Consider the following 21,765-nt stretch of genomic DNA (forward strand, 5'->3'; position numbering starts at 1 on the left):
CTTGCCCCGCCACAGGCGGCCCCGCCCCTTCGGTTTCTAAGCTGCCTGTACGGCAGTGCACGATGCTGACATTCTTCCTTATATAGGAAAAATTTTCTAAGCTGCCTGTACGGCAGTGCACGCTGCCTGGACTGACGAGCAGCGTCACCAGTGTTTCTAAGCTGCCTGTACGGCAGTGCACAGCATTATCATTCAATTCTGTAGCTAATCTCATTTCTAAGCTGCCTGTACGGCAGTGCACTTCGCGTGCTGCGCCGTAGGTCTTGCCGATACTTTCTAAGCTGCCTGTACGGCAGTGCACAGTTGCGGATATATCATAACCCACTCATAAAACACCTTTTTTTGACCAAAGATGGTAAAAACCCTTTTTTACCAACCAAAAATAAATTAAATAAAAATCAATATCTTAAAAAAGAAAGCAGAAAAAAGGGTAATCGGTCATATCTCTGTTGCCCTTAATCCCATAGCCTCGGTATGTTTATCCCTGAAAGAATGGTCGAACATATTAAAACCCGGCGCTAATCAGGAAAAATCCTGCCATAGCCAGCATGATAAGGTCATAGAAATAAGCAGTCAGGAGAGGAAAGTTTTTGGCGAGGGTAAAAAGGAGGGACACGTCATCCAAGAGTATTACTGATCGAAACCGCTTTCCTTCAAATATCGTCCCCAATTGATGGCTAGAAAAATAAAAAGCCCCCATTTCGGGAGCTTTTCTCTCAGCAAAAGAGGCTTACTTCTTCTTCGCTTTCGGGTTCGGCAGGTCAGTGATGCTGCCTTCGAAGATCTCAGCCGCCAGGCCAACCGACTCATGCAGCGTCGGGTGCGCGTGGATAGTCAGCGCGATGTCTTCTGCATCACAGCCCATCTCGATCGCCAGACCAATTTCACCCAGCAGCTCGCCGCCGTTGGTGCCGACAACCGCGCCGCCGATCACGCGATGCGTCTCTTTGTCGAAAATCAGCTTGGTCATGCCGTCCGCGCAGTCAGAAGCGATAGCACGGCCTGACGCAGCCCACGGGAAGGTGGAAACTTCGTAGCTGATGCCCTTCTCTTTCGCTTCTTTCTCGGTCAGACCTACCCATGCCACTTCCGGCTCGGTATAGGCAATTGACGGGATCACTTTCGGGTCGAAGTAGTGCTTCATGCCCGCGATCACTTCAGCGGCAACGTGACCTTCGTGAACGCCTTTATGCGCCAGCATCGGCTGGCCGACGATGTCGCCGATGGCGTAAATGTGCGGAACGTTGGTGCGCATCTGCTTGTCGACGCGAATAAAGCCGCGATCGTCCACTTCCACGCCCGCTTTACCGGCATCCAGACCTTTACCGTTCGGCACGCGACCAATCGCCACCAGCACCGCGTCGTAACGCTGCGGTTCAGCAGGCGCTTTCTTGCCTTCCATCGTGACGTAGATACCATCTTCTTTGGCTTCTACCGCAGTCACTTTGGTTTCCAGCATCAGGTTGAACTGCTTAGCGATACGCTTGGTGAATACTTTCACCACGTCTTTATCGGCTGCCGGGATGACCTGGTCAAACATCTCGACCACATCAATCTGCGAACCCAGCGCGTGGTAAACGGTACCCATTTCCAGGCCGATGATACCGCCGCCCATAACCAGCATACGCTCCGGCACTTCTTTCAGCTCCAGCGCAGCAGTAGAGTCCCAGACGCGCGGATCGTCGTGCGGGATAAACGGCAGTGTAATCGGACGAGAACCCGCCGCGATAATCGCGTTGTCGAAGTTGATGGTGGTCGCGCCGCCTTCCCCTTCCACAACCAGAGTATTGGCACCAGTGAATTTGCCCAGGCCGTTAACCACTTTAACTTTACGACCTTTCGCCATACCTGCGAGACCGCCGGTCAGCTGGTTGATGACTTTCTCTTTCCAGGTGCGGATTTTGTTGATGTCGGTGGACGGCTTGCCGAACACAATGCCGTGCTCTTCCAGGGCTTTCGCCTCTTCGATCACTTTGGCAACGTGCAGCAGCGCTTTTGACGGGATACAGCCCACGTTCAGACAGACACCACCCAGGGTGCTGTAACGCTCTACCAGTACGGTTTCCAGACCTAAATCAGCGCAACGGAAGGCTGCAGAGTAACCTGCAGGACCAGCCCCAAGTACCACGACCTGGGTTTTAATCTCTGTACTCATCATGACCTCTTAGTTGTGATCCGGCGGGTCAGACGTAGAGCGTTTCTCATCAGGCTGGTGGGCCATTTGCATCCGGGCAGTGCGCGACGCCTCACGTATCTTCAGTACGCTGCGGGTTCTGCGCGCTGGGCGTCAACAACTGACTGCGCCAGTTACGCCTGACGAAACAGGCTCACGATGTCCTTTGCTCCACCGGGACATTTTTCACCGCAAGAGTTTACAGAATTGTTAACAAACTGCAAACCACGGTGCCACGAATCTTTACAACAAGGCCGGCGAATGCCGGCCCCGATTGCGCTTACATCACCAGACGGCGAATGTCAGACAGCATATTACCGATGATGGTAATGAAACGCGCACCATCAGCGCCGTCGATCACGCGGTGGTCGAAGGAAAGAGAGATCGGCATCATCAGACGCGGCACAAACTCTTTACCGTTCCAGACCGGCTCCATCGCTGATTTAGAGACGCCGAGGATAGCCACTTCTGGCGCATTGACGATCGGCGCAAAGTGCGTTGTGCCGAGGCCGCCAAGGCTGGAAATGGTAAAGCAGCCGCCCTGCATATCGCTGGCCGTCAGTTTACCGTCACGGGCTTTCTTCGAGGTCGCCATCAGCTCGCGAGACAGCTCGGTGATGCCTTTTTTGTTCACGTCTTTAAAGACCGGAACCACCAGACCGTTTGGCGTATCCACCGCCACACCGATGTTGATGTATTTCTTCAGCGTCAGGCGCTGCGCATCTTCCGACAGCGAGCTGTTGAAGCGCGGCATCTGCTCCAGCGCGGCAGCAACGGCTTTCATGATGAACACCACCGGGGTGTACTTCACGTCCAGCTTGCGCTTCTCGGCTTCGGCATTCTGCTGTTTACGGAACGCTTCCAGATCGGTGATGTCGGTTTTGTCGAAGTGAGTAACGTGCGGGATCACCACCCAGTTACGGCTCAGGTTCGCGCCAGAGATTTTCTGAATGCGGCCCAGCTCCACTTCTTCAACTTCACCGAACTTGCTGAAGTCCACTTTCGGCCACGGCAGCAGACCAGGCAGGCTTCCGCCGCTGGCTGCGGCAGCCGGAGCGGCTTCGGCGCGTTTCACCGCGTCTTTCACATAGCTCTGGACGTCTTCTTTCAGGATGCGGCCTTTACGACCGGTGCCTTTCACCTTCGCCAGATTAACGCCGAACTCGCGCGCCAGACGACGGATAACCGGCGTGGCGTGCACGTAGGCATCGTTCTCGGCGAAGTCGCTCTTCGCTTCCGCTTTCGGCGCTGCCGGTGCAGCAGGAGCTTCCGCTTTCGCCGGAGCCTGCGCCGGCGCCGCGTCCTGCTTCGGCGCTTCGGCTTTCGCCGCGCCTTCTACTTCGAACACCATAATCAGCGAGCCGGTGCTCACTTTATCGCCGGTCGCCACTTTCAGCTCTTTGACGGTACCTGCGAACGGCGCAGGCACTTCCATCGACGCTTTATCGCCTTCAACCACGATTAATGACTGCTCAGCCTCAACTTTATCGCCGACTTTCACCAGCACTTCGGTGACTTCGACTTCATCACCGCCGATGTCCGGCACGTTAACCTCTTTCGCGCCAGCGGCGGCCGCCGGCGCAGAGGTTGCGGCCTCTTTCACTTCTGGCTTCGCGGCGGCGGCAGGGGCTGCGCCTTCCGCTTCAAAGACCATGATCAGCGAGCCGGTGCTGACTTTCGCGCCGGTCTCGATTTTGATCTCTTTCACGGTGCCCGCGAACGGCGCAGGGACTTCCATCGAAGCCTTGTCGCCTTCCACCACGATCAGTGACTGCTCGGCTTCGATTTTGTCGCCAACCTTCACCAGGATCTCGGTAACTTCAACTTCGTCACCGCCGATGTCCGGCACGTTAACGTCTTTGGCTGCGGTCGCAGCGGCTGCCGGCGCCGGAGCGGCTTCGGCTTTCTTCTCTTCCGCCGCTGGCGCAGCTTCTGCCGCGCCTTCTGCGTCAAAAATCATGATCAGCGAGCCGGTTTCAACTTTGTCGCCGGTCGAGATTTTTATCTCTTTCACCACGCCCGCCTGCGGCGAGGGGACTTCCATAGAGGCTTTGTCGCCTTCAACCGTGATCAGCGACTGCTCGGCTTCCACCTTGTCGCCGACCTTCACCAGGATCTCGGTGACTTCAACTTCATCAGACCCGATGTCTGGTACGTTAATTTCAGTAGCCATTACTCTTTTACCTCTTATGCCAGACGCGGGTTAACTTTATCGGCATCGATGTCGAACTTAGCAATTGCGTCCGCTACGACTTTCTTGTCGATTTCGCCACGTTTAGCCAGTTCGCCCAGCGCCGCAACCACTACGTAAGACGCATCGACCTCGAAGTGGTGACGCAGGTTCTCACGGCTGTCGGAACGGCCGAAGCCGTCCGTGCCCAGCACGCGGTAATCGCTGGCCGGAACATAGCTGCGAACCTGTTCAGCGAACAGCTTCATATAGTCGGTTGATGCCACCGCTGGCGCGTCGTTCATCACCTGAGCGATGTACGGAACGCGCGCTTCTTCCGTCGGATGCAGCATATTCCAGCGCTCGCAGTCCTGGCCGTCGCGCGCCAGTTCGGTGAACGAGGTGACGCTGTAGACGTCGGAGCCGATACCGTACTCTTTCGCCAGGATCTGCGCCGCTTCGCGTACGTGACGCAGGATAGAGCCTGAACCCAGCAGCTGTACTTTACCTTTGCTGCCTGCCACGGTTTCCAGCTTGTAGATACCTTTACGGATACCCTCTTCGGCGCCTTCCGGCATCGCTGGCATGTGGTAGTTTTCGTTCAGCGTGGTGATGTAGTAGTAAATGTTCTCCTGCGCTTCGCCGTACATACGTACCAGACCGTCATGCATGATGACCGCAACTTCGTAGGCGTATGCCGGATCGTAAGAGATACAGTTCGGGATCGTCAGCGACTGAATATGGCTGTGGCCATCTTCGTGTTGCAGACCTTCGCCGTTCAGCGTAGTACGACCAGAGGTGCCGCCCACCAGGAAGCCGCGCGCCTGCTGATCGCCCGCCAGCCACATCAGGTCGCCGATACGCTGGAAGCCGAACATTGAGTAGTAGATGTAGAACGGGATCATCGGCAGATTGTTGGTGCTGTAAGAGGTCGCCGCCGCCAGCCAGGATGAACCTGCGCCCAGCTCGTTGATCCCTTCCTGCAAAATCTGACCTTTTTCGTCTTCTTTATAGTAAGCAACCTGCTCACGGTCCTGCGGGGTATACTGCTGACCGTTCGGGCTGTAGATACCAATCTGACGGAACAGACCTTCCATACCAAAGGTACGGGCCTCGTCCGCGAGGATCGGCACCAGACGATCTTTGATCGACTTGTTCTTCAGCATCACGTTCAGGGCGCGCACGAAAGCGATAGTGGTTGAGATCTCTTTGCTCTGCTCTTCCAGCAGCGCCTTGAACTCTTCCAGCTTCGGCATTTCCAGTTTTTCAGTGAACTGCGCCTGACGGGTCGGCAGGTAGCCGCCCAGCTTCTCACGCTGGCCGTGCAGATAGTTGTACTCTTCTGAACCTTTCTCGAAGGTGACGTAAGGCAGCTCTTCGATCTTGTCGTCAGCTACCGGCACGTTGAAGCGATCGCGGATGTAGCGAACGCCATCCATGTTCATCTTCTTGACCTGGTGCGCGATGTTTTTGCCTTCCGCGGTGTCGCCCATACCATAGCCTTTAATGGTATGCGCCAGAATCAGCGTCGGCTGACCTTTGGTCTCCTGCGCTTTTTTCAGTGCCGCGTAGATTTTCTTCGGATCGTGGCCGCCACGGTTCAGTGCGAAAATCTCTTCGTCAGACCAGTCTTTCACCAGCTCTGCCGTCTCCGGATATTTACCGAAGAAGTGTTCGCGCACGTAAGCGCCGTCACGGGATTTAAAGGTCTGATAGTCGCCGTCTACGGTTTCGTTCATCAGCTGAATCAGCTTGCCGCTGGTGTCTTTCTTCAGCAGCTCATCCCAGCGTCCGCCCCAGATCACTTTAATTACGTTCCAGCCAGCGCCTGCGAAGATGCCTTCCAGTTCGTTAATGATCTTACCGTTGCCGGTTACCGGACCGTCCAGACGTTGCAGGTTACAGTTGATGATGAACACCAGGTTATCCAGCTTCTCGCGGGTCGCGATGGTGATCGCGCCTTTGGATTCCGGCTCATCCATCTCACCGTCGCCGAGGAAGGCGTAAACAGTCTGGTTAGAGGTGTCTTTCAGGCCGCGGTGTTCCAGATATTTCAGGAACTTCGCCTGATAGATGGCGTTCAACGGACCCAGACCCATTGACACGGTCGGGAACTGCCAGAAGTCCGGCATCAGTTTCGGGTGCGGGTAAGAAGAGAGACCGTTGCCGTGTACTTCCTGACGGAAGTTATTCATCTGCTCTTCGGTCAGACGACCTTCAAGGAACGCACGCGAGTAGATGCCTGGAGAAATATGACCCTGGAAGTAAACCAGATCGCCGCCGTCTTTATCGCTGCGCGCGCGGAAGAAGTGGTTAAAGCAGACTTCATAAATGGTTGCAGAAGACTGGAATGAAGAGAGGTGGCCGCCCAGCTCCAGATCTTTTTTCGACGCACGCAGTACCGATACGATGGCGTTCCAGCGAATTGCGGAACGGATACGACGCTCCAGAGACGTGTTGCCCGGATATTCCGGCTCGTCTTCAACGGCAATAGAGTTGATGTAGTTGCTGACGGCGTTACCGCCTGCCGCTACTTTTACGCCGCCTTTGCGGGCTGCGCTCAGCACCTGATCGATCAGATACTGCGCACGCTCAACACCTTCTTCACGGATGACCGATTCGATCGCCTGTAGCCAGTCACGAGTTTCGATCGGATCCACGTCATTCTGTAAACGTTCTGACATGGGGGGTATTCCTTATCTGTGTCTAATACGTTGAATTGTCTGGAGCCTGTCTCCCTGTGCTCTGTTGCCAAAGCACAAGGAGACAGGCCCGTCGTTAATGTCCGCGCGTTCTTTGTCGCGCGTTATTCCTTACGTTGCTGTAAACGACGCAGGGAGCGTTCACGACGAGTCTGCTCCCGACTTCTGTCCAGCAAGATTTCCTCAATGAACGCCAGGTGACGGTGCGACGCCTCGCGCGCCTGTTCCGGCTCACGCGCCACAATCGCCTCGAAAATACTGGCGCGGTGACCGCTCACTTTCGCCAGCATTTCCCGGCGGGAGTAGAGCAATTCAAAATTCTGTCGAACGTTTTGTTCCAGCACCGGTCCCATCGAACGCAGCAAATGCAGCAGCACCACATTATGCGCGGCTTCCGTGACGGCGATTTGATACTGCATAACGGCATCCGCCTCCGCGTCGAGATCGCCGCTGTCCTGCGCCTGCTGTATCTGTACATGACAGTGGCGGATGCGTTCGATGTCCTCTTCCGTGCCGCGCAGCGCCGCATAATAGGCGGCAATGCCTTCCAGCGCGTGACGGGTTTCCAGCAGGTCGAACTGGGATTCCGGATGTCTGGTGAGCATATTGACGAGCGGGTCGCTCAGGCTTTGCCAGAGATGCTGCTGGACGAAAGTGCCGCCGCCCTGACGGCGCAGCAGCAAGCCTTTCGCTTCAAGACGCTGTATCGCTTCGCGAAGAGATGGACGTGAGACATCAAACTGTTTGGCGAGTTCGCGCTCAGGCAGCAGCTTCTCGCCAGGACGTAGCGTCCCTTCCATGATCAGAGATTCCAGCTGCTGCTCAATAGCATCAGAGAGCTTGGGTTGGCGAATCTTGCTGTAAGCCATCTTCCCTTCTTATCACGCCGCTGTCCGAAGTAAATTGGTAATACCAATTCTAAAAAGTTGGCCGTAAAGTAACAAAGTATTCACCTTGTGTCTATATGACGCCCGTCACAATCCTGGCTACACGCCGGTCATAAGCCAGGTAAGTCCACGCCGGAAAAACAGAAATTCCGCCCCGGTCGAAATGTTAAATCCCGTCGCTTTTACCAAACCTTACACAGAGTTGAAGCAAATTTTCCTGCCGATCATAAGGCAAAGTTATTCGTCTTTGTGGTCATTTCATGGCAGAAAAGGCGCAGGCGGCAGTGTGACGGTAACGAGGGTTTTTCAGTCAACTCTCAGCACGTAAAGAGAAAGCAGGTGCAAAGCGCATCGCATATCACTATTCTTGTCGCCAGGGTAGCATTCGCCTGCATACAGAGCGCCTGATACCGTAAATAAATCAATACGTTAATGTAACCACTTCCTGACAGCCATTCAGTGCTGCAACAGAAGAATTAAAACAACATGAGGTTTGTATGGAACAACAGCACGGCGATACGCTGAAGCGCGGACTTAAGAACCGCCATATTCAGCTGATCGCGCTGGGCGGCGCGGTGGGTACCGGCCTGTTTCTGGGCAGCGCATCGGTCATTAAAGCCGCCGGTCCAGGCGTTATTCTGGGATACGCCATCGCGGGTTTTATTGCCTTTCTGATCATGCGTCAGCTTGGCGAAATGGTGGTGGAAGAGCCGGTTGCCGGCAGCTTTAGCCACTTTGCCTACAAATACTGGAGCAACTTCGCTGGCTTCGCATCAGGCTGGAACTACTGGGTGCTCTACGTGCTGGTGGCCATGGCGGAACTGACCGCGGTGGGCAAATACATTCAGTTCTGGTGGCCCGATATTCCCACCTGGGTTACGGCGGCGGTGTTTTTCGTATTGATTAATGCTATCAACCTCACCAACGTCAAAGTCTATGGCGAGATGGAGTTTTGGTTCTCCATCATTAAAGTCGTGGCGGTTATCGGCATGATCCTGTTTGGCGGCTGGCTGCTGTTCAGCGGTACAGGCGGCCCGCAGGCGACCGTCAGCAACCTCTGGGCGCAGGGCGGCTTTCTGCCGAACGGCTTCAGCGGCCTGGTCATGATGATGGCGATTATTATGTTCTCTTTCGGCGGGCTGGAGCTGGTGGGTATTACCGCCGCCGAAGCTGACAATCCGGAACAGAGCATTCCCAAAGCGACCAATCAGGTCATCTACCGTATCCTGATTTTCTATATCGGTTCGCTGGCCGTGCTGCTGTCGCTGATGCCCTGGACGCGCGTAACGGCGGAAACCAGCCCGTTCGTGCTGATTTTCCATGAGCTGGGCGACGCGCTGGTCGCGAACGCGCTGAACGTGGTGATCCTGACGGCCGCCCTCTCCGTCTATAACAGCTGTGTTTACTGCAACAGCCGTATGCTGTTCGGTCTGGCGCAGCAAGGCAATGCGCCGAAAGCGCTGCTGAAAGTAGACCGTCGCGGCGTCCCGGTAACGACTATCCTGGTTTCTGCGGTGGCAACCGCGTTCTGCGTCCTGATCAACTATCTGATGCCGGGCGAAGCTTTTGGCCTGCTGATGTCGCTGGTGGTCTCGGCTCTGGTTATCAACTGGGCGATGATCAGCCTGGCGCACCTCAAGTTCCGCCGCAAAAAAGATCAGCAGGGCGTCACCACGCGCTTTAAAGCCCTGCTCTATCCGTTCGGCAACTGGCTGTGTCTGGCCTTCCTGGCCGCCATTCTGGTCATCATGCTGATGACGCCGGGGATGGCGATTTCAGTCTGGCTGATCCCGGTCTGGCTGGTTATCCTGGCTATCGGCTATGCCGTTGCGCGCAGAAATGCGGTAAAAAATTAATCCCTTCTGGTGCGCGTAGCGATACGCGCACCGCCTGCTCTCTGCTTCCTGCTCTCTGCTTCCTGCTCTCTGCTTCCTGCTCCCTGCTTCCTGCTCCCTGCCTCTATTTACCCACACCGACTGTAATGTTAATCTTGGCTTTCATTTAAAAAACAAAAGGAAATTTGTTATGCGTGAACTGACCTTAAATGAAATATCAGCTGTCAGCGGCGGCGGTATAATTCAGGACGTAGCAACTGTAATTGGTCAGCAGACAGGCTCACTTATCGGTACCGCGCTGGGCGCCCTGCTCCCCATCCCCTTTCTGTCAGGATTTATCGCTAAAACCGTCGGTGGCGTGCTAAGTAATATAGGCGGCTGGCTGGGCGGTAAACTGGGCGGCCTGCTGGAAAATAATAACAGCGCTCAGACCAGCGCCAGCTAATTCCCGCAGTTCTCTTCTGGCGCGCATGCAGATGCGTGCCAGTTCACATTTTTATCCGCTCGCGGATTTTATCCATCTCTGCAACCATTTGTTGCTGCACCGCTTCTCCTCTCTGCGCCAATAATCACTGGCGTCACGATTCGCAGGAGAAGCAATATGAAGCCAGCGGCACTTACCTTTAAAGAGAAACTCGGCTATGGCATGGGCGATGCCGGCTGCAATATGATTGGCGGAGCCATCATGTTGTTTCTCAACTACTTCTATACCGATGTTTTTGGTCTGACCCCTGCGCTGGTCGGCACGCTGTTGCTGTCGGTGCGCGTGCTGGATGCGGTAACGGATCCCATTATGGGGGCAATAGCCGACCGTACGCAGAGCCGATGGGGGCGCTTTCGTCCCTGGCTGCTGTGGGTGTCGGTGCCCTATGTGCTGTTCAGCGTGCTGATGTTCACCACGCCGGACTGGAGCTACGACAATAAAGTCATCTGGGCCTTTGTCACCTATTTCCTGATGTCGCTGACCTATACCGCCATCAATATTCCCTATTGCTCGCTCGGCGGCGTGATTACCAGCGATCCCGGCGAGCGCGTCTCCTGCCAGTCCTACCGTTTTGTCATGGTCGGCATCGCCACCCTGATCCTTTCGCTGTCGCTGCTGCCGATGGCCGAGTGGTTCGGCGGCAGCGATAAAGCGCGCGGCTATCAGCTGGCGATGAGCGTGCTGGCGCTGATTGGACTGGGGATGTTTCTGTTCTGCTTCGCCACGGTGCGCGAGCGGATTCGTCCGGCGGTGCCTACCCATGACGATCTGAAAAACGATCTGCGCGACGTGTGGAAAAATGACCAGTGGGTACGCATTTTGCTGCTGACCTTCTGCAACGTCTGTCCCGGCTTTATCCGCATGGCCGCCACCATGTATTACGTCACCTGGGTCATGGGCCAGACGGCGCACTTTGCCACGCTGTTTATCAGCCTCGGCGTGACAGGCATGATGTTTGGCAGCACGCTGGCAAAGCTGCTTACCGATCGCTGGTGCAAGCTAAAGGTTTTCTTCTGGACCAATATCGTGCTGGCGCTGTTTTCCTGCGGCTTTTACTGGATCGATCCCCACGCCATCGGCACCGTGGTGGTCGCTTATTTCCTGTTAAACGTGCTGCACCAGATCCCCTCGCCGCTGCACTGGTCACTGATGGCCGACGTGGATGACTACGGTGAATGGAAAACCGGCAAGCGCATCACCGGCATCAGCTTTTCCGGCAACCTGTTCTTTCTCAAAGTCGGGCTGGCGGTTGCCGGAGCGATGGTCGGCTTTTTACTCTCGATTTACGGCTACGACGCTGGCGCGAAACAGCAGTCTGCGCAGGCGGTAAACGGCATTATGCTGCTCTTCACCGTTATTCCCGGCGTCGGCTACCTGATTACTGCCGGCGTGGTACGTCTGCTGAAGGTAGATCGCGCCCTTATGCGCACCATTCAGGACGATCTCGCCTTGCGCCGTGCCAACTTCCGCGACCTGCATGAAGCGCGCCAGCCCGACGGCGCGGTAATCCAACCCGGAGAAGCAAAATGACGACACACTGGCCAAACCCTTTTATTGAGCAGCGCGCGGACCCTTTTATTCTGCGTTATGAGCAGCACTATTACTTTATCGCCTCCGTGCCTGCCTATGACCGGCTGGAGCTGCGTCGCGCCAGCTCGCTACTGGATTTGCGCCGTGCCGAGCCGGTGGTGGTATGGCGCAAGCCGGAAAGCGGTCCCTTTAGCGAGCTGATCTGGGCGCCGGAGCTGCACCGCATTGATAATCAGTGGGTAATCTATTTCGCCGCAGCGCCGACGCGCGACATTAAAGATGGTCTGTTCCAGCATCGTATGTACGCGCTGGTCTGTGACGACGCCGATCCGCTAACGGGAAGCTGGCAGGCGCCGCGCCGCGTCTTCAGTCAGTTTGACAGTTTCGCGCTCGACGCCACCCACTTTGTGCATCAGGGCAAAAACTGGTATCTGTGGGCGCAAAAAGATCCCGCGATTCCGGGCAACTCCAACCTCTATCTGGCGGAACTGCTCAACCCCTGGACGCTAAAAGGAACGCCAGTGATGTTGAGTCGGCCAGAATATGAGTGGGAGTGCGCAGGTTTCAGCGTGAACGAGGGGCCGGCAGTGATTAAACACGGCGCCCGGCTGTTCGTCACCTATTCCGCCAGCGCGACAGATGAAAATTATTGTATGGGGCTGCTCTCCATCGACGACGAACAGGATCCGCTTAATCCGGCTAACTGGCACAAATCGGCGCGGCCGGTGTTTACGTCAAACTGGGATAATCATCAGTACGGACCGGGGCACAACTGTTTTACTCAGGATGAACGCGGCAACGATGTACTGGTCTATCATGCGCGCAACTATACGGAAATCGAAGGCGATCCGCTGTGGGATCCGAATCGCCATACGCGGCTAAAAAACTTTCGCTGGCGTGATGACGGCACGCCCGATTTTGGCGTGCCGCCTGCGGATTACACCAGCGTGCCGTAGATAGTCAGCAGCGCCACGACCACCACCAGCACCAGCGAGATGCGTTTGGCCAGCGCCACTGCGATGCGCGGCGTTTCGACTTTATCAAGATGCGGATCGCGCTCCAGCGAGAACTGCGCGAGGCTGGTCAGCACCTGGTATTGCGAGCGGTGGCGATCGGTGAGCGCGGCAAACCAGGCGGGCAGCGCCTTCTCGCCGTGGCCCAGCAGCGCGTAGGCCACGCCTGCCAGGCGCACCGGGATCCAGTCAATGATATGCAGCAGGCCATCAACGCCTGACTGCGCGCGCTCAAGCGGTGACTGATGCTTCGCCAGCCAGCTCTGCCAGGCGCGCAGAAAGGCGTAGCCCACCAGCAGCACCGGACCGTAAGGGCCGCCGACGACGAACCAGAACAGCGGCGCCAGGTAGTAACGAAAGTTGATCCAGATAAGCGCATTTTGCAGCTCACGCAGGAACTCACGCTCGCTGCACTCCACAGGCACGCCGTGAATCAACGTCAGCTCGGCCGCCATGGCCTGATGAGCCGCGACATCATCGTGGCTTGCCGCTTTCAGATAGGCGTGATAGTGCAGGCGTACCGATCCGGCGCCGATGCAGAGCAGGCCGATCAGGATCCACAGCAGCAGCTGCGCCACGCCGAACAGAATGCCTTTCATGCTCCAGATCACCAGCGCCGTTATCGCCATCGCCAGCAGCGTCATTGCCAGCGTCCGCAGCAGCGAAAAATGGCGGCGGCGTCGAAACAGCGGCTCCAGTCGGTGATCGAGCTGCCAGTGCTCGCCCAGCTTAAACAGGCGTTCCCAACCTAAAACCAGTAACAAGGTAAATAACGTCATACCCACTCCGGGAAAATCAACAAGAAGTCTGTGCCAGCAGTTGCTGATACTGCCGCCAGTCAAAAGCAGGTCCCGGATCGGTCTTGCGCGCAGGGGCAATATCGCTGTGTCCGGTAATGCGTGAAGGTGTCAAAGGATAGTGCTGCAACAAAAGTCGCGTAACGGCGGCCAGCGCCTGATACTGCGCCTCGGTATAAGGCAGGTCATCGGTGCCTTCCAGCTCGATGCCCATAGAAAAGTCATTGCAGTTTTCGCGTCCCTGATAGCAAGAGACGCCAGCATGCCAGGCGCGATCGTCAAAAGAGACGTACTGCACGATTTCGCCGTCGCGACGGATCAAACAGTGCGCGGCGACCTGCAAATGGGCGATGTCAGCAAAATAGGGATGGGCATCCGGCGGTAAGGTGCCGGTGAACAGCCGATCGATCCACGGCCCGCCAAATTCGCCCGGCGGCAGACTGATATTGTGGATCACCAACAGCGAGGGCGTCTCGTCGTTGGGTCGTTGGTTAAAATGCGGTGACGGCACCCGACGGATGCCGGTTAGCCAGCCCTTTTCCAGTTTCATGCCTGTTTTCCTTAGCTGAGTCGGGCTGAGAATAGCATGATTCGCGCTAACTTTTGGCAGCTTAATGCCCTGTAGAAGCGGGAACGCGGCACCACTGTTAAGTATACTAAACAAAATGCGCGCTTCGACTGGTACTGAAGCCTGTTTCGATCTATTGTGGCTACCTGTTTATTCAGGCCTTCAGGAGCGAAAGAGTTATGCCAACCCGTCGTTATGATGCCGACAGCCGCCGCCAGGCACTGATTGCGCGCATTGAACAGGACATCCCCGCTACGGTTGCACGCGCTTTACAGGAAGATCTAGGCGGTGAACTTGACGCCGATCGCGATATTACGGCGCAGCTGCTTCCCGACAGCAGCGAGGCATACGCGCAGGTGATCACGCGAGAAGCTGGTGTTTTCTGTGGTAAACGCTGGGTGGAAGAGGTCTTTAACCAGCTCGGCGGCCATGTCACGCTGAAGTGGCAGGTTGAAGACGGCGACAGCATCACCCCCAGTCAGACGCTGTTCACCCTGAGCGGCCCTGCTCGCCGCCTGCTGACCGCCGAACGCACGGCGCTGAATTTTGTTCAGACGCTGTCAGGGGTGGCCACCGAGACAAGCCGTTACGTTAAATTGCTTGAGGGTAGCAACGCGCAGCTGCTGGATACACGCAAGACGCTGCCGGGACTGCGCACGGCGCTGAAATATGCCGTACTCTGCGGCGGCGGCGCGAATCATCGCCTCGGTCTCTCCGATGCCTTTCTTATTAAAGAGAACCATATCATCGCCAGCGGATCGATACGCCAGGCGGTTGAAAAAGCATTCTGGCTACATCCCGATGTGCCGGTCGAAGTCGAAGTGGAGTCACTGGACGAGCTGGAGCAGGCATTAGCGGCTGGCGCCGATATTGTTATGCTGGATAACTTCACGCTCGACCAGATGCGCGAGGCCGTCGTACGTACTCAGGGGCGCGCGCAGCTGGAGGTCTCCGGAAACGTCACAGAGGAGACGCTACCGCAGATTGCCCACACTGGCGTCGACTATGTCTCCGTGGGGGCGCTCACCAAACACGTCCGCGCGCTCGATCTTTCTATGCGTTTTACCTCGTTATAAATCGCCCCGCCGTGCCGCCGCGCACGGCTTTTTGCGTCCCCGCTTCCACATTCCTGTTCACTTCGCTGCAATCAGGACGTTTTATTGCGTCGCTCTTTCCAGGGTGCCGATTCGTCGCTGGGTTTATCGCCAGCGCTTTTCTATCCTGCCGCCTCTTAGACAACAAGGAGGTGATGTGATGAAAAATCAGCAGGGGTTTACCCTGGTCGAACTAATGATTGTCGTAGGGATCGTGGCAATCCTGAGCGCGATCGGCTTACCGGCCTATCAGAACTACCTGCAACGCGCGGCGCTGACTGACATGCTGCAAACCATGGTGCCTTATAAAACCGCCGTCGAGCTGTGCGCGATGGAGCGCGGCGGCCCTGGGCAGTGTCAGGCTGGCGAGAAAGGCATCCCGGCGGCAAAAGGCTCGCGTTATGTTTCTGCCCTTAGCGTCGTCAACGGGGTGATTAGGCTAACCGGGCAGGAAAGCCTGCAAGGACTCAGCGTCGAGATGACGCCGGTCTGGGACAGCGCGGATGGCAGCCTGACGTGGCAACGCAGCTGCACCAGCGCCAGTAACAGCCTGCGCGACAACTGCCTGGAACAGTTCCGCTTCGATGATAAAGGAGCAGACAATGGCAACGACTGAGTCGGCAATCCATACGCTGTGTCAGCGCTACCGCGCCGTGCTACTGCATCAGGATGCGACGCTGCTGCGCGTCGCCGTGGCGGAACAGGTGCCTGAGGGACTGAGCGAAGCGCTGCGCTTCGCCAGCCAGTGTCAGATTGAAATTGAGTGCTGGCCGCAGGCTCGCCTCGACCTCCACCAGCACGGCGGCGCGGCCTCAGAGGGCGCGCGCGCTGCGCTGCCGGAATCCGCCGTCGAGGCGGTAAACAAGATGCTGCAACAGGCGCTGCGACGGCGCGCCTCGGATATTCACATTGAACCCCAGCATAGCGGCGTCCGGATACGGCTGCGTATTGATGGCGTCCTTCAGCCGCTCACCTCTTCAGGCGATGCGCCGCCTGCTGCGCTGCTGGCCAGGCTGAAAATTCTGGCAGGTCTGGATATCGCCGAGCGTCGGCTGCCGCAGGACGGACAGTTTACGCTGACGCTGGAGGGCAAGTCTGCGGCCTTTCGCCTGGCGACCTTACCGGTGCAACACGGCGAAAAAGCCGTTATCCGTCTGCTGCAAAGCGAAAACTGCGCGCTGTCGCTGGATAAGCTGGGCCTGCCCGCCGCCCAGCGTCGTTTGCTGCTGGGCGCGCTGGCGCAGCCGCAGGGACTTATTCTGGTCACAGGCCCAACCGGCAGCGGCAAAACTTTTACGCTCTACAGCTGCCTGAGCACCCTGAACCGACCGGAAATAAACGTCAGCAGCGTGGAAGATCCGGTCGAGATCCCTCTGACAGGCATCAACCAGACGCAGATCAACCTCAAATGCGGACTGGATTTTAATCGGGTGCTGCGCGCCCTGCTGCGGCAGGATCCTGACGTCATCATGGTAGGCGAAATCCGCGATGTGGAAACGGCGGAAATCGCGGTCAAGGCGGCGCAGACCGGTCACCTGGTGTTGTCAACGCTGCATACTAATTCAACGGCGGAAACGCTGACGCGACTGCGTCAGATGGGGATCCCAGGCTACCTGCTGGGACCGGCTCTGCGGCTGATTGTGGCGCAGCGGCTGGTGCGGCGCCTCTGTCCTCATTGTCGTCAGCCGGCGCAGGCGGTGGCGCATTTCCCGCCGGACATCTGGCCCGGCACGCTGCAAACCTGGCGCGCGCCAGGCTGCGACCACTGCTTTTCTGGCTATTTTGGTCGGCTGGCGCTGTTTGAAATCCTGCCGATCGGCAGCAAACTGCAACACGCCATCGCCGCTGACATGCCGCTCGACAGCCTGCTGACGCAGGCAAAAAAGCAGGGAATGAAAACGCTGTTCAGCGCCGGGCTGGAGGCCGTCAGCCGCGGCGACACCTCGCTGGAGGAGATGCAGCGCGTGACGGGCCTGGACGATGTCCAGGCTTAGCCTTTACCACTGGCAGGCGATCGGTCATCAACATCAGCTGCGTGAGGGAGAGAGCCTGGCCGCTGGAGAGGAGAGCCTGCTGCGCCAGCTGGCCGAGCAGGACCTGCTGCCCGTAAGCTGGCAGCGCCGTAAGGTCTGGCGGGCGCGCGACTGGAAGTGGCAGCAGAAAATCGACCTCTTCAGGCAGCTTGCCACGCTGCTCAAGGCCGGTCTGCCGCTGGCGCAGGGGCTGGAACTGCTGTCACAGGGGCATCCGCACAAGGGCTGGCGGCTACTGCTGCATGCGCTGCGGCTGCGGGTATTAAGCGGTATGCCGTTTTCTCAGGCGCTCGGCCAGTGGCCGCAGGTTTTTCCGCCGCTATTCGCCGCGCTGATGCAGGTTGGCGAGCTGACGGGCCAGCTGGACATCTGCTGCGCGCAGCTGGCCGACCAGCAGAGCCGCCAGCAGCATTTGTGGCATAAAGTGGCTAAAGCCCTGCGCTATCCGCTGTTTATTCTGCTGGTCGCTATTGCTGTCAGCGCGGGGATGCTGCTGTTTGTGCTGCCTGAGTTTGTCTCGGTTTATGCCTCTTTCAACGCCCCGCTTCCCGCCTTTACGGCGGCGGTAATGGCGCTTTCTAACGGGCTACAGCGCTGGGGCGGCTGGCTGGCGCTGGGGCTACTGCTGTCCGCCGTGGGCTGCCAGGCGCTGCGGCGGCGTTCGCCCACATGGCAGCGCCTGGAGCAGCGCCTGCTGCTGCGTTTGCCGCTGCTGTCGCCGCTGTGGCGTGGCAGTCAGCTCAGCCAGATCTACGCTATTTTGCAACTTACCCAGCAAGCCGGCATCACGCTGCTGGAGGGGTTGCAGGCGGCAGAGGCGACGCTGACGACGCGGCTATGGCGCGAGGCCGTCGCGGCGTGTCAGCAGCACATTGCGCAAGGAAAACCGCTGCATCAGGCGATGCGGGATCATCCGCTGTTTACGCCGCTCTGCATGCAGCTGGTACATGTCGGGGAGGAAGCCGGCGCACTGGATGTTATGCTGGCGCGGCTGGCGGAATGGCATGAGGCGCAAACGCTGTCGCGGGCCGATGCGCTTGCCGCCTCGCTGGAACCACTCATGATGGTAGTGACGGGCGGCATCGTCGGCACGCTGGTGATTGCCATGTACCTGCCGGTTTTTGGCCTGGGAAACGTTATCCACTAGGGTACGTCGCGCCCCCTGGACAGCAGCGCCGCTGTCAGCGGTTAAAGACGCGGTTTTCCTGTTCCGCGACGCGGATAAAGGTGGTTCGCTTGGTCAGCTCTTTCAGGCGCTCCGCCCCTACATAGGTACAGGCTGAGCGCAGGCCGCCGAGAATATCGCGCGCCGTTTCGGCGACCGGACCGCGCAGCGGCAGCTTCACCGTTTTGCCTTCCGCCGCACGATACTGTGCGACACCGCCAACGTGACGTTTCATCGCCGATTCAGAACTCATGCCGTAAAACAGCATAAACTGCTCGCCGTTCTCTTCAACCAGGGTGCCTTCACACTCGTCGTGCGCCGCAAGCATGCCGCCCAGCATCACGAAGTCCGCCCCGCCGCCGAACGCTTTGGCAATATCGCCAGGAACCGCGCAGCCGCCATCGCTGACAATTTGCCCGCCCAGCCCGTGCGCGGCATCGGCACACTCAATCACCGCCGACAGCTGGGGATAGCCCACCCCGGTCTTCACACGCGTTGTGCACACCGAACCAGGGCCAATGCCCACCTTCACAATATCCGCGCCAGAGAGAATGAGCTCTTCCACCATCTCGCCTGTCACCACGTTGCCCGCGCAAATAGTATGGTCGGGGAACTGCTCGCGCGCCCGTTGCAGGAAGGTGACGAAGTGCTCTGAATAGCCGTTCGCTACGTCAATACAGATAAATTTGAGATCGGCGGAGAGCGCCAGGATCGCCGTAAGCTTTTGCAGATCGGCATCGGAGGTGCCTGTCGACACCATAATGTGATTCAGCACGGCAACCGGCGCGCGCTGAATAAAGCCGCGCCACTCTTCGACGCTATAGTGTTTGTGCACCGCGGTAAGAATATCGAAGCTGGCCAGCGCTTCCGCCATGCTGAAGGTGCCGACGGTATCCATATTGGCCGCAATAACGGGGACGCCATGCCAGCTCAGGCCGGAGTGTTTAAAGGTAAAGCTACGTTCAAGTTCGACCTCAGAACGGCTTTTGAGCGTGGAGCGTTTCGGGCGAATCAGTACGTCTTTGAAACCTAGCTTTAAATCTTCTTCAATACGCATAAAAATGTGTCCTGGTGAGTGGCATCGAATCGTCGTTCGGGTAGCGCGCACGGCCCCAGTGACATAATCATACGCGCCATACGCGCGGCGACAAGACTGCGAATTTCACTTTATTTAAGCTACAATCCCATAAATTTAGCTGAGAATTTTATTGTGATCGCGCGCACAGTTTCGCGCTTCGGCTGATTGGCTGTGTTGCGCGCCTGAGAGAGTGATATGCCTTATACCGTGGCCCTGACCGGTGGAATCGGCAGTGGAAAAAGCACGATAGCCAATGCTTTCGCGGCGCTTGGCGTACCCATTATTGATGCGGATGTTATCGCGCGCGAAGTGGTTGAGCCTGGTTCGCCAGCGCTACAGCAAATTGCGCAGCGTCACGGTCCCGGCATCCTGACCGAACAGGGCGCGCTGAATCGCGCCAGGCTAAGAGAACTGATTTTTCAGTCGCCGGAAGAAAAAAGCTGGCTGAATAACCTGCTCCATCCCCTGATTAATGCCCGCACGCGGCAGCTAAAGGCGCTGACGACAGCGCCCTATGTGCTGTGGGTCGTGCCCTTGCTGGTTGAGAACAGCCTGCAACATCAGGCGGATCGCATACTGGTTGTAGACGTTGATGAAGAGACGCAGCTTACGCGCACCATTCAGCGCGACGGTATCGATCGCCAGCAGGCGCAAAATATTCTGTCCGCTCAGGCGACGCGCGACGCGCGCCTCGCCGTAGCTGACGACATCATTAATAACAGCGGCGCGCCTGAAGAGGCGCTGCCGCAGGTTGCCGCCCTGCATCAGCGCTATCTGGCGCTGGCGGCAGCGCAACAGGATTAACGCCATGAGTACAGTCGTTCTGTTTGAACATCCCCTGAATGAAAAGATGCGCACCTGGCTGCGCGTCGAATCCTTAATCCAGCAGCTGCATGAATCCGTGCCTGTTACCCGCTCCTCCACGGCCCTGACGTTTTTTCGCGTTATTGGCGAACTACTGGATATTTTTGAGCGCGGCGATATGCGCACCGAACTGCTGAAAGAGCTGGAGCGTCAGCAGCAAAAGCTGCGCGCCTGGGCCGATGTGCCAGGCGTGGATATGACCCTGGTCGATGCGCTGCGCGATAAGCTGCGGGCGCAGTCGGTTTTGCTCAACAGCGCGCCGCGCATGGGACAGCAGCTGCGTGAAGACCGGCTGATCGGGCTGGTGCGCCAGCGCCTCAGCATTCCTGGCGGATGCTGTAGTTTCGATCTGCCTGGCCTGCATATCTGGCTGCACCAGCCGCAGGAAGTGCGCGACCAGCATGTTTCAGCCTGGCTGGAGACGCTGGAGCCGCTTCATCAGAGCCTGGCGATGGTGCTGGATCTGATCCGGCAGTCGGGCGCGTTTCGCCATCAAACCAGTCTTAATGGTTTTTATCAGGACAATGCCGAAGGCGCCGATCTACTGCGGTTGCAGCTGCATCTGGAAGACGCGCTTTATCCGCAGGTCTCCGGCCATAAAAGCCGCTACGCGATCCGTTTTCTACCGCTCGACAGCGAGCGTGGCGAAGTCCCTGCGCGACTCAATTTTGAACTGGCCTGTTGTTAGAGGTAGCTATGCAAGACGAAGTAATTACCGTGCAGTGTCCCCACTGCGGTAAAGATGTAATTTGGGATGAGCTAAGCCCGTGGCGGCCATTTTGCAGCAAGCGCTGCCAGCTGATTGATTTAGGCGAATGGGCCGACGAAGAGAAGCGCATCCCCAGCGAGGGCGATCAGAGCGACAGCGACGACTGGAGCGAAACCCAGCACTGACAGCAGGGGCGCAAGCCCCTGTGTTTACAGCTCGTCGGCAACCAGCCGCGCAATCAGCTGATGGTTCGCTGGCGGAAACTCTTCGGCCACCAGCGCGCGTTGCGCTACCCAGCGCTGCGGCTGCCCTTCGCGTCCCCAGGGTTCGCCGGTCCAGCCTTCGACCAGAAAGAAGTTCAGCGTTACGCGCAGATCTTCATAGGTATGATCCGCGGTACCGATGGCCGTTGCATGCGTGACCTCAATACCGGTCTCTTCCAGCAGCTCACGTTTTAGCGCCTCTTCAGCGCTTTCGCCTGCCTCGATTTTACCGCCGGGAAACTCCCACATATTCGCCATATGCGACGACGCCGGGCGCTGAGCCAGGAAGATATGTTTGTCGGCGTTACGGATGACGCCAACGGCAACTTGCAGGTGCTTCATAATGTATTCCACGTCAGAAAGATGAGTGTGCGCTGATTCTAAAACACGGGCAGCGCGA

The 21,765-nt window shown here is 57.5% G+C and carries 19 protein-coding genes and 1 CRISPR repeat array (1 of these 20 only partly in view); of the genes, 11 read left to right on the forward strand and 8 right to left on the reverse strand.

What is annotated here, in order from left to right; translation table 11 throughout:
• Nucleotides 1–301: a CRISPR direct-repeat array (repeat unit 28 nt; unit sequence TTTCTAAGCTGCCTGTACGGCAGTGCAC); it begins 507 nt to the left of the window's first position.
• A gap of 429 nt (nt 302–730) precedes the next feature.
• The 4 genes from lpdA to pdhR all read right to left on the reverse strand — a co-directional run bounded on the left by lpdA (nt 731) and on the right by pdhR (nt 7,914).
• Nucleotides 731–2,155, reverse strand: a complete 1,425-nt coding sequence (lpdA, locus tag BBB56_RS00390; protein ID WP_199756181.1) for a dihydrolipoyl dehydrogenase — start codon at nt 2,153–2,155, stop codon at nt 731–733.
• A 298-nt stretch (nt 2,156–2,453) separates the two neighbouring features.
• Nucleotides 2,454–4,346, reverse strand: coding sequence for a pyruvate dehydrogenase complex dihydrolipoyllysine-residue acetyltransferase (gene aceF, locus BBB56_RS00395; RefSeq protein WP_123797972.1), 1,893 nt, complete (start codon nt 4,344–4,346; stop codon nt 2,454–2,456).
• 14 nt (nt 4,347–4,360) lie between these two features.
• Complete coding sequence (gene aceE, locus BBB56_RS00400; RefSeq protein ID WP_123797973.1) at nt 4,361–7,027, reverse strand: pyruvate dehydrogenase (acetyl-transferring), homodimeric type; 2,667 nt, start codon at nt 7,025–7,027, stop codon at nt 4,361–4,363.
• A gap of 122 nt (nt 7,028–7,149) precedes the next feature.
• Nucleotides 7,150–7,914, reverse strand: coding sequence for a pyruvate dehydrogenase complex transcriptional repressor PdhR (gene pdhR / locus BBB56_RS00405; protein ID WP_123797974.1), 765 nt, complete (start codon nt 7,912–7,914; stop codon nt 7,150–7,152).
• 515 nt (nt 7,915–8,429) lie between these two features.
• Here pdhR and aroP point away from each other — a divergent pair.
• The 4 genes from aroP to BBB56_RS00425 all read left to right on the forward strand — a co-directional run bounded on the left by aroP (nt 8,430) and on the right by BBB56_RS00425 (nt 12,737).
• Nucleotides 8,430–9,788 (forward strand): aromatic amino acid transporter AroP, encoded by a 1,359-nt coding sequence (aroP, locus tag BBB56_RS00410; RefSeq protein ID WP_123797975.1) that lies wholly within the window; start codon nt 8,430–8,432, stop codon nt 9,786–9,788.
• A gap of 169 nt (nt 9,789–9,957) precedes the next feature.
• A complete protein-coding gene (locus BBB56_RS00415; RefSeq protein WP_123797976.1) occupies nt 9,958–10,212 on the forward strand; it encodes a hypothetical protein in 255 nt (84 codons plus the stop codon).
• 156 nt (nt 10,213–10,368) lie between these two features.
• Nucleotides 10,369–11,781: a glycoside-pentoside-hexuronide (GPH):cation symporter gene (locus tag BBB56_RS00420; protein WP_123797977.1), complete on the forward strand. Its 1,413-nt coding sequence runs from the start codon at nt 10,369–10,371 to the stop codon at nt 11,779–11,781.
• Nucleotides 11,778–12,737, forward strand: a complete 960-nt coding sequence (locus BBB56_RS00425) for a glycoside hydrolase family 43 protein (protein WP_123797978.1) — start codon at nt 11,778–11,780, stop codon at nt 12,735–12,737. Before BBB56_RS00420 ends, BBB56_RS00425 begins: the two co-directional genes overlap by 4 nt.
• On the opposite strand, the gene ampE is transcribed toward BBB56_RS00425, so the two are convergent.
• Together ampE and ampD are read right to left on the reverse strand one after the other, a co-directional pair.
• Nucleotides 12,719–13,573: a beta-lactamase regulator AmpE gene (ampE, locus tag BBB56_RS00430; protein ID WP_123797979.1), complete on the reverse strand. Its 855-nt coding sequence runs from the start codon at nt 13,571–13,573 to the stop codon at nt 12,719–12,721. The two genes, BBB56_RS00425 and ampE, sit on opposite strands and share 19 nt — an antisense overlap.
• Nucleotides 13,574–13,589: 16 nt before the next feature.
• Nucleotides 13,590–14,141 (reverse strand): 1,6-anhydro-N-acetylmuramyl-L-alanine amidase AmpD, encoded by a 552-nt coding sequence (ampD, locus tag BBB56_RS00435; RefSeq protein ID WP_123797980.1) that lies wholly within the window; start codon nt 14,139–14,141, stop codon nt 13,590–13,592.
• Between the two features lie 197 nt (nt 14,142–14,338).
• Between ampD and nadC the strand changes: the two genes are divergently transcribed.
• From nadC to hofC, 4 genes are all read left to right on the forward strand, one after another.
• Nucleotides 14,339–15,235 carry a carboxylating nicotinate-nucleotide diphosphorylase gene (gene nadC, locus BBB56_RS00440; RefSeq protein WP_123797981.1) on the forward strand — a complete coding sequence of 299 codons (897 nt, stop codon included), beginning with the start codon at nt 14,339–14,341 and terminating at the stop codon, nt 15,233–15,235.
• Between the two features lie 178 nt (nt 15,236–15,413).
• Nucleotides 15,414–15,869 carry a prepilin peptidase-dependent pilin gene (gene ppdD, locus BBB56_RS00445; protein ID WP_123798515.1) on the forward strand — a complete coding sequence of 152 codons (456 nt, stop codon included), beginning with the start codon at nt 15,414–15,416 and terminating at the stop codon, nt 15,867–15,869.
• Nucleotides 15,856–17,247: a type II secretion system protein GspE gene (gene gspE / locus BBB56_RS00450; protein ID WP_123797982.1), complete on the forward strand. Its 1,392-nt coding sequence runs from the start codon at nt 15,856–15,858 to the stop codon at nt 17,245–17,247. The genes ppdD and gspE overlap by 14 nt, the downstream gene beginning before the upstream one ends.
• Nucleotides 17,234–18,433, forward strand: coding sequence for a protein transport protein HofC (gene hofC / locus BBB56_RS00455; protein WP_123797983.1), 1,200 nt, complete (start codon nt 17,234–17,236; stop codon nt 18,431–18,433). The genes gspE and hofC overlap by 14 nt, the downstream gene beginning before the upstream one ends.
• Nucleotides 18,434–18,467: 34 nt before the next feature.
• Here hofC and BBB56_RS00460 read toward each other — a convergent pair whose 3' ends face one another.
• Nucleotides 18,468–19,508 (reverse strand): GMP reductase, encoded by a 1,041-nt coding sequence (locus BBB56_RS00460; RefSeq protein WP_123797984.1) that lies wholly within the window; start codon nt 19,506–19,508, stop codon nt 18,468–18,470.
• A 216-nt stretch (nt 19,509–19,724) separates the two neighbouring features.
• Between BBB56_RS00460 and coaE the strand changes: the two genes are divergently transcribed.
• Genes coaE through yacG form a run of 3 tightly spaced genes read left to right on the forward strand, consistent with a single transcriptional unit; the run spans nt 19,725 to nt 21,287 of the window.
• Nucleotides 19,725–20,333, forward strand: coding sequence for a dephospho-CoA kinase (coaE, locus tag BBB56_RS00465; RefSeq protein ID WP_123797985.1), 609 nt, complete (start codon nt 19,725–19,727; stop codon nt 20,331–20,333).
• A gap of 4 nt (nt 20,334–20,337) precedes the next feature.
• On the forward strand, nt 20,338–21,081 hold the full coding sequence (zapD, locus tag BBB56_RS00470; RefSeq protein ID WP_123797986.1) for a cell division protein ZapD: 744 nt from the start codon (nt 20,338–20,340) through the stop codon (nt 21,079–21,081).
• 8 nt (nt 21,082–21,089) lie between these two features.
• Nucleotides 21,090–21,287: a DNA gyrase inhibitor YacG gene (yacG, locus tag BBB56_RS00475; RefSeq protein ID WP_123797987.1), complete on the forward strand. Its 198-nt coding sequence runs from the start codon at nt 21,090–21,092 to the stop codon at nt 21,285–21,287.
• Between the two features lie 24 nt (nt 21,288–21,311).
• Here yacG and mutT read toward each other — a convergent pair whose 3' ends face one another.
• On the reverse strand, nt 21,312–21,707 hold the full coding sequence (mutT, locus tag BBB56_RS00480; protein WP_123797988.1) for an 8-oxo-dGTP diphosphatase MutT: 396 nt from the start codon (nt 21,705–21,707) through the stop codon (nt 21,312–21,314).
• Between the last annotated feature and the right edge of the window lie 58 nt (nt 21,708–21,765).

The organism is Candidatus Pantoea deserta (genome assembly GCF_003813865.1).
Classification (GTDB): Bacteria; Pseudomonadota; Gammaproteobacteria; order Enterobacterales; family Enterobacteriaceae; genus Pantoea; species Pantoea deserta.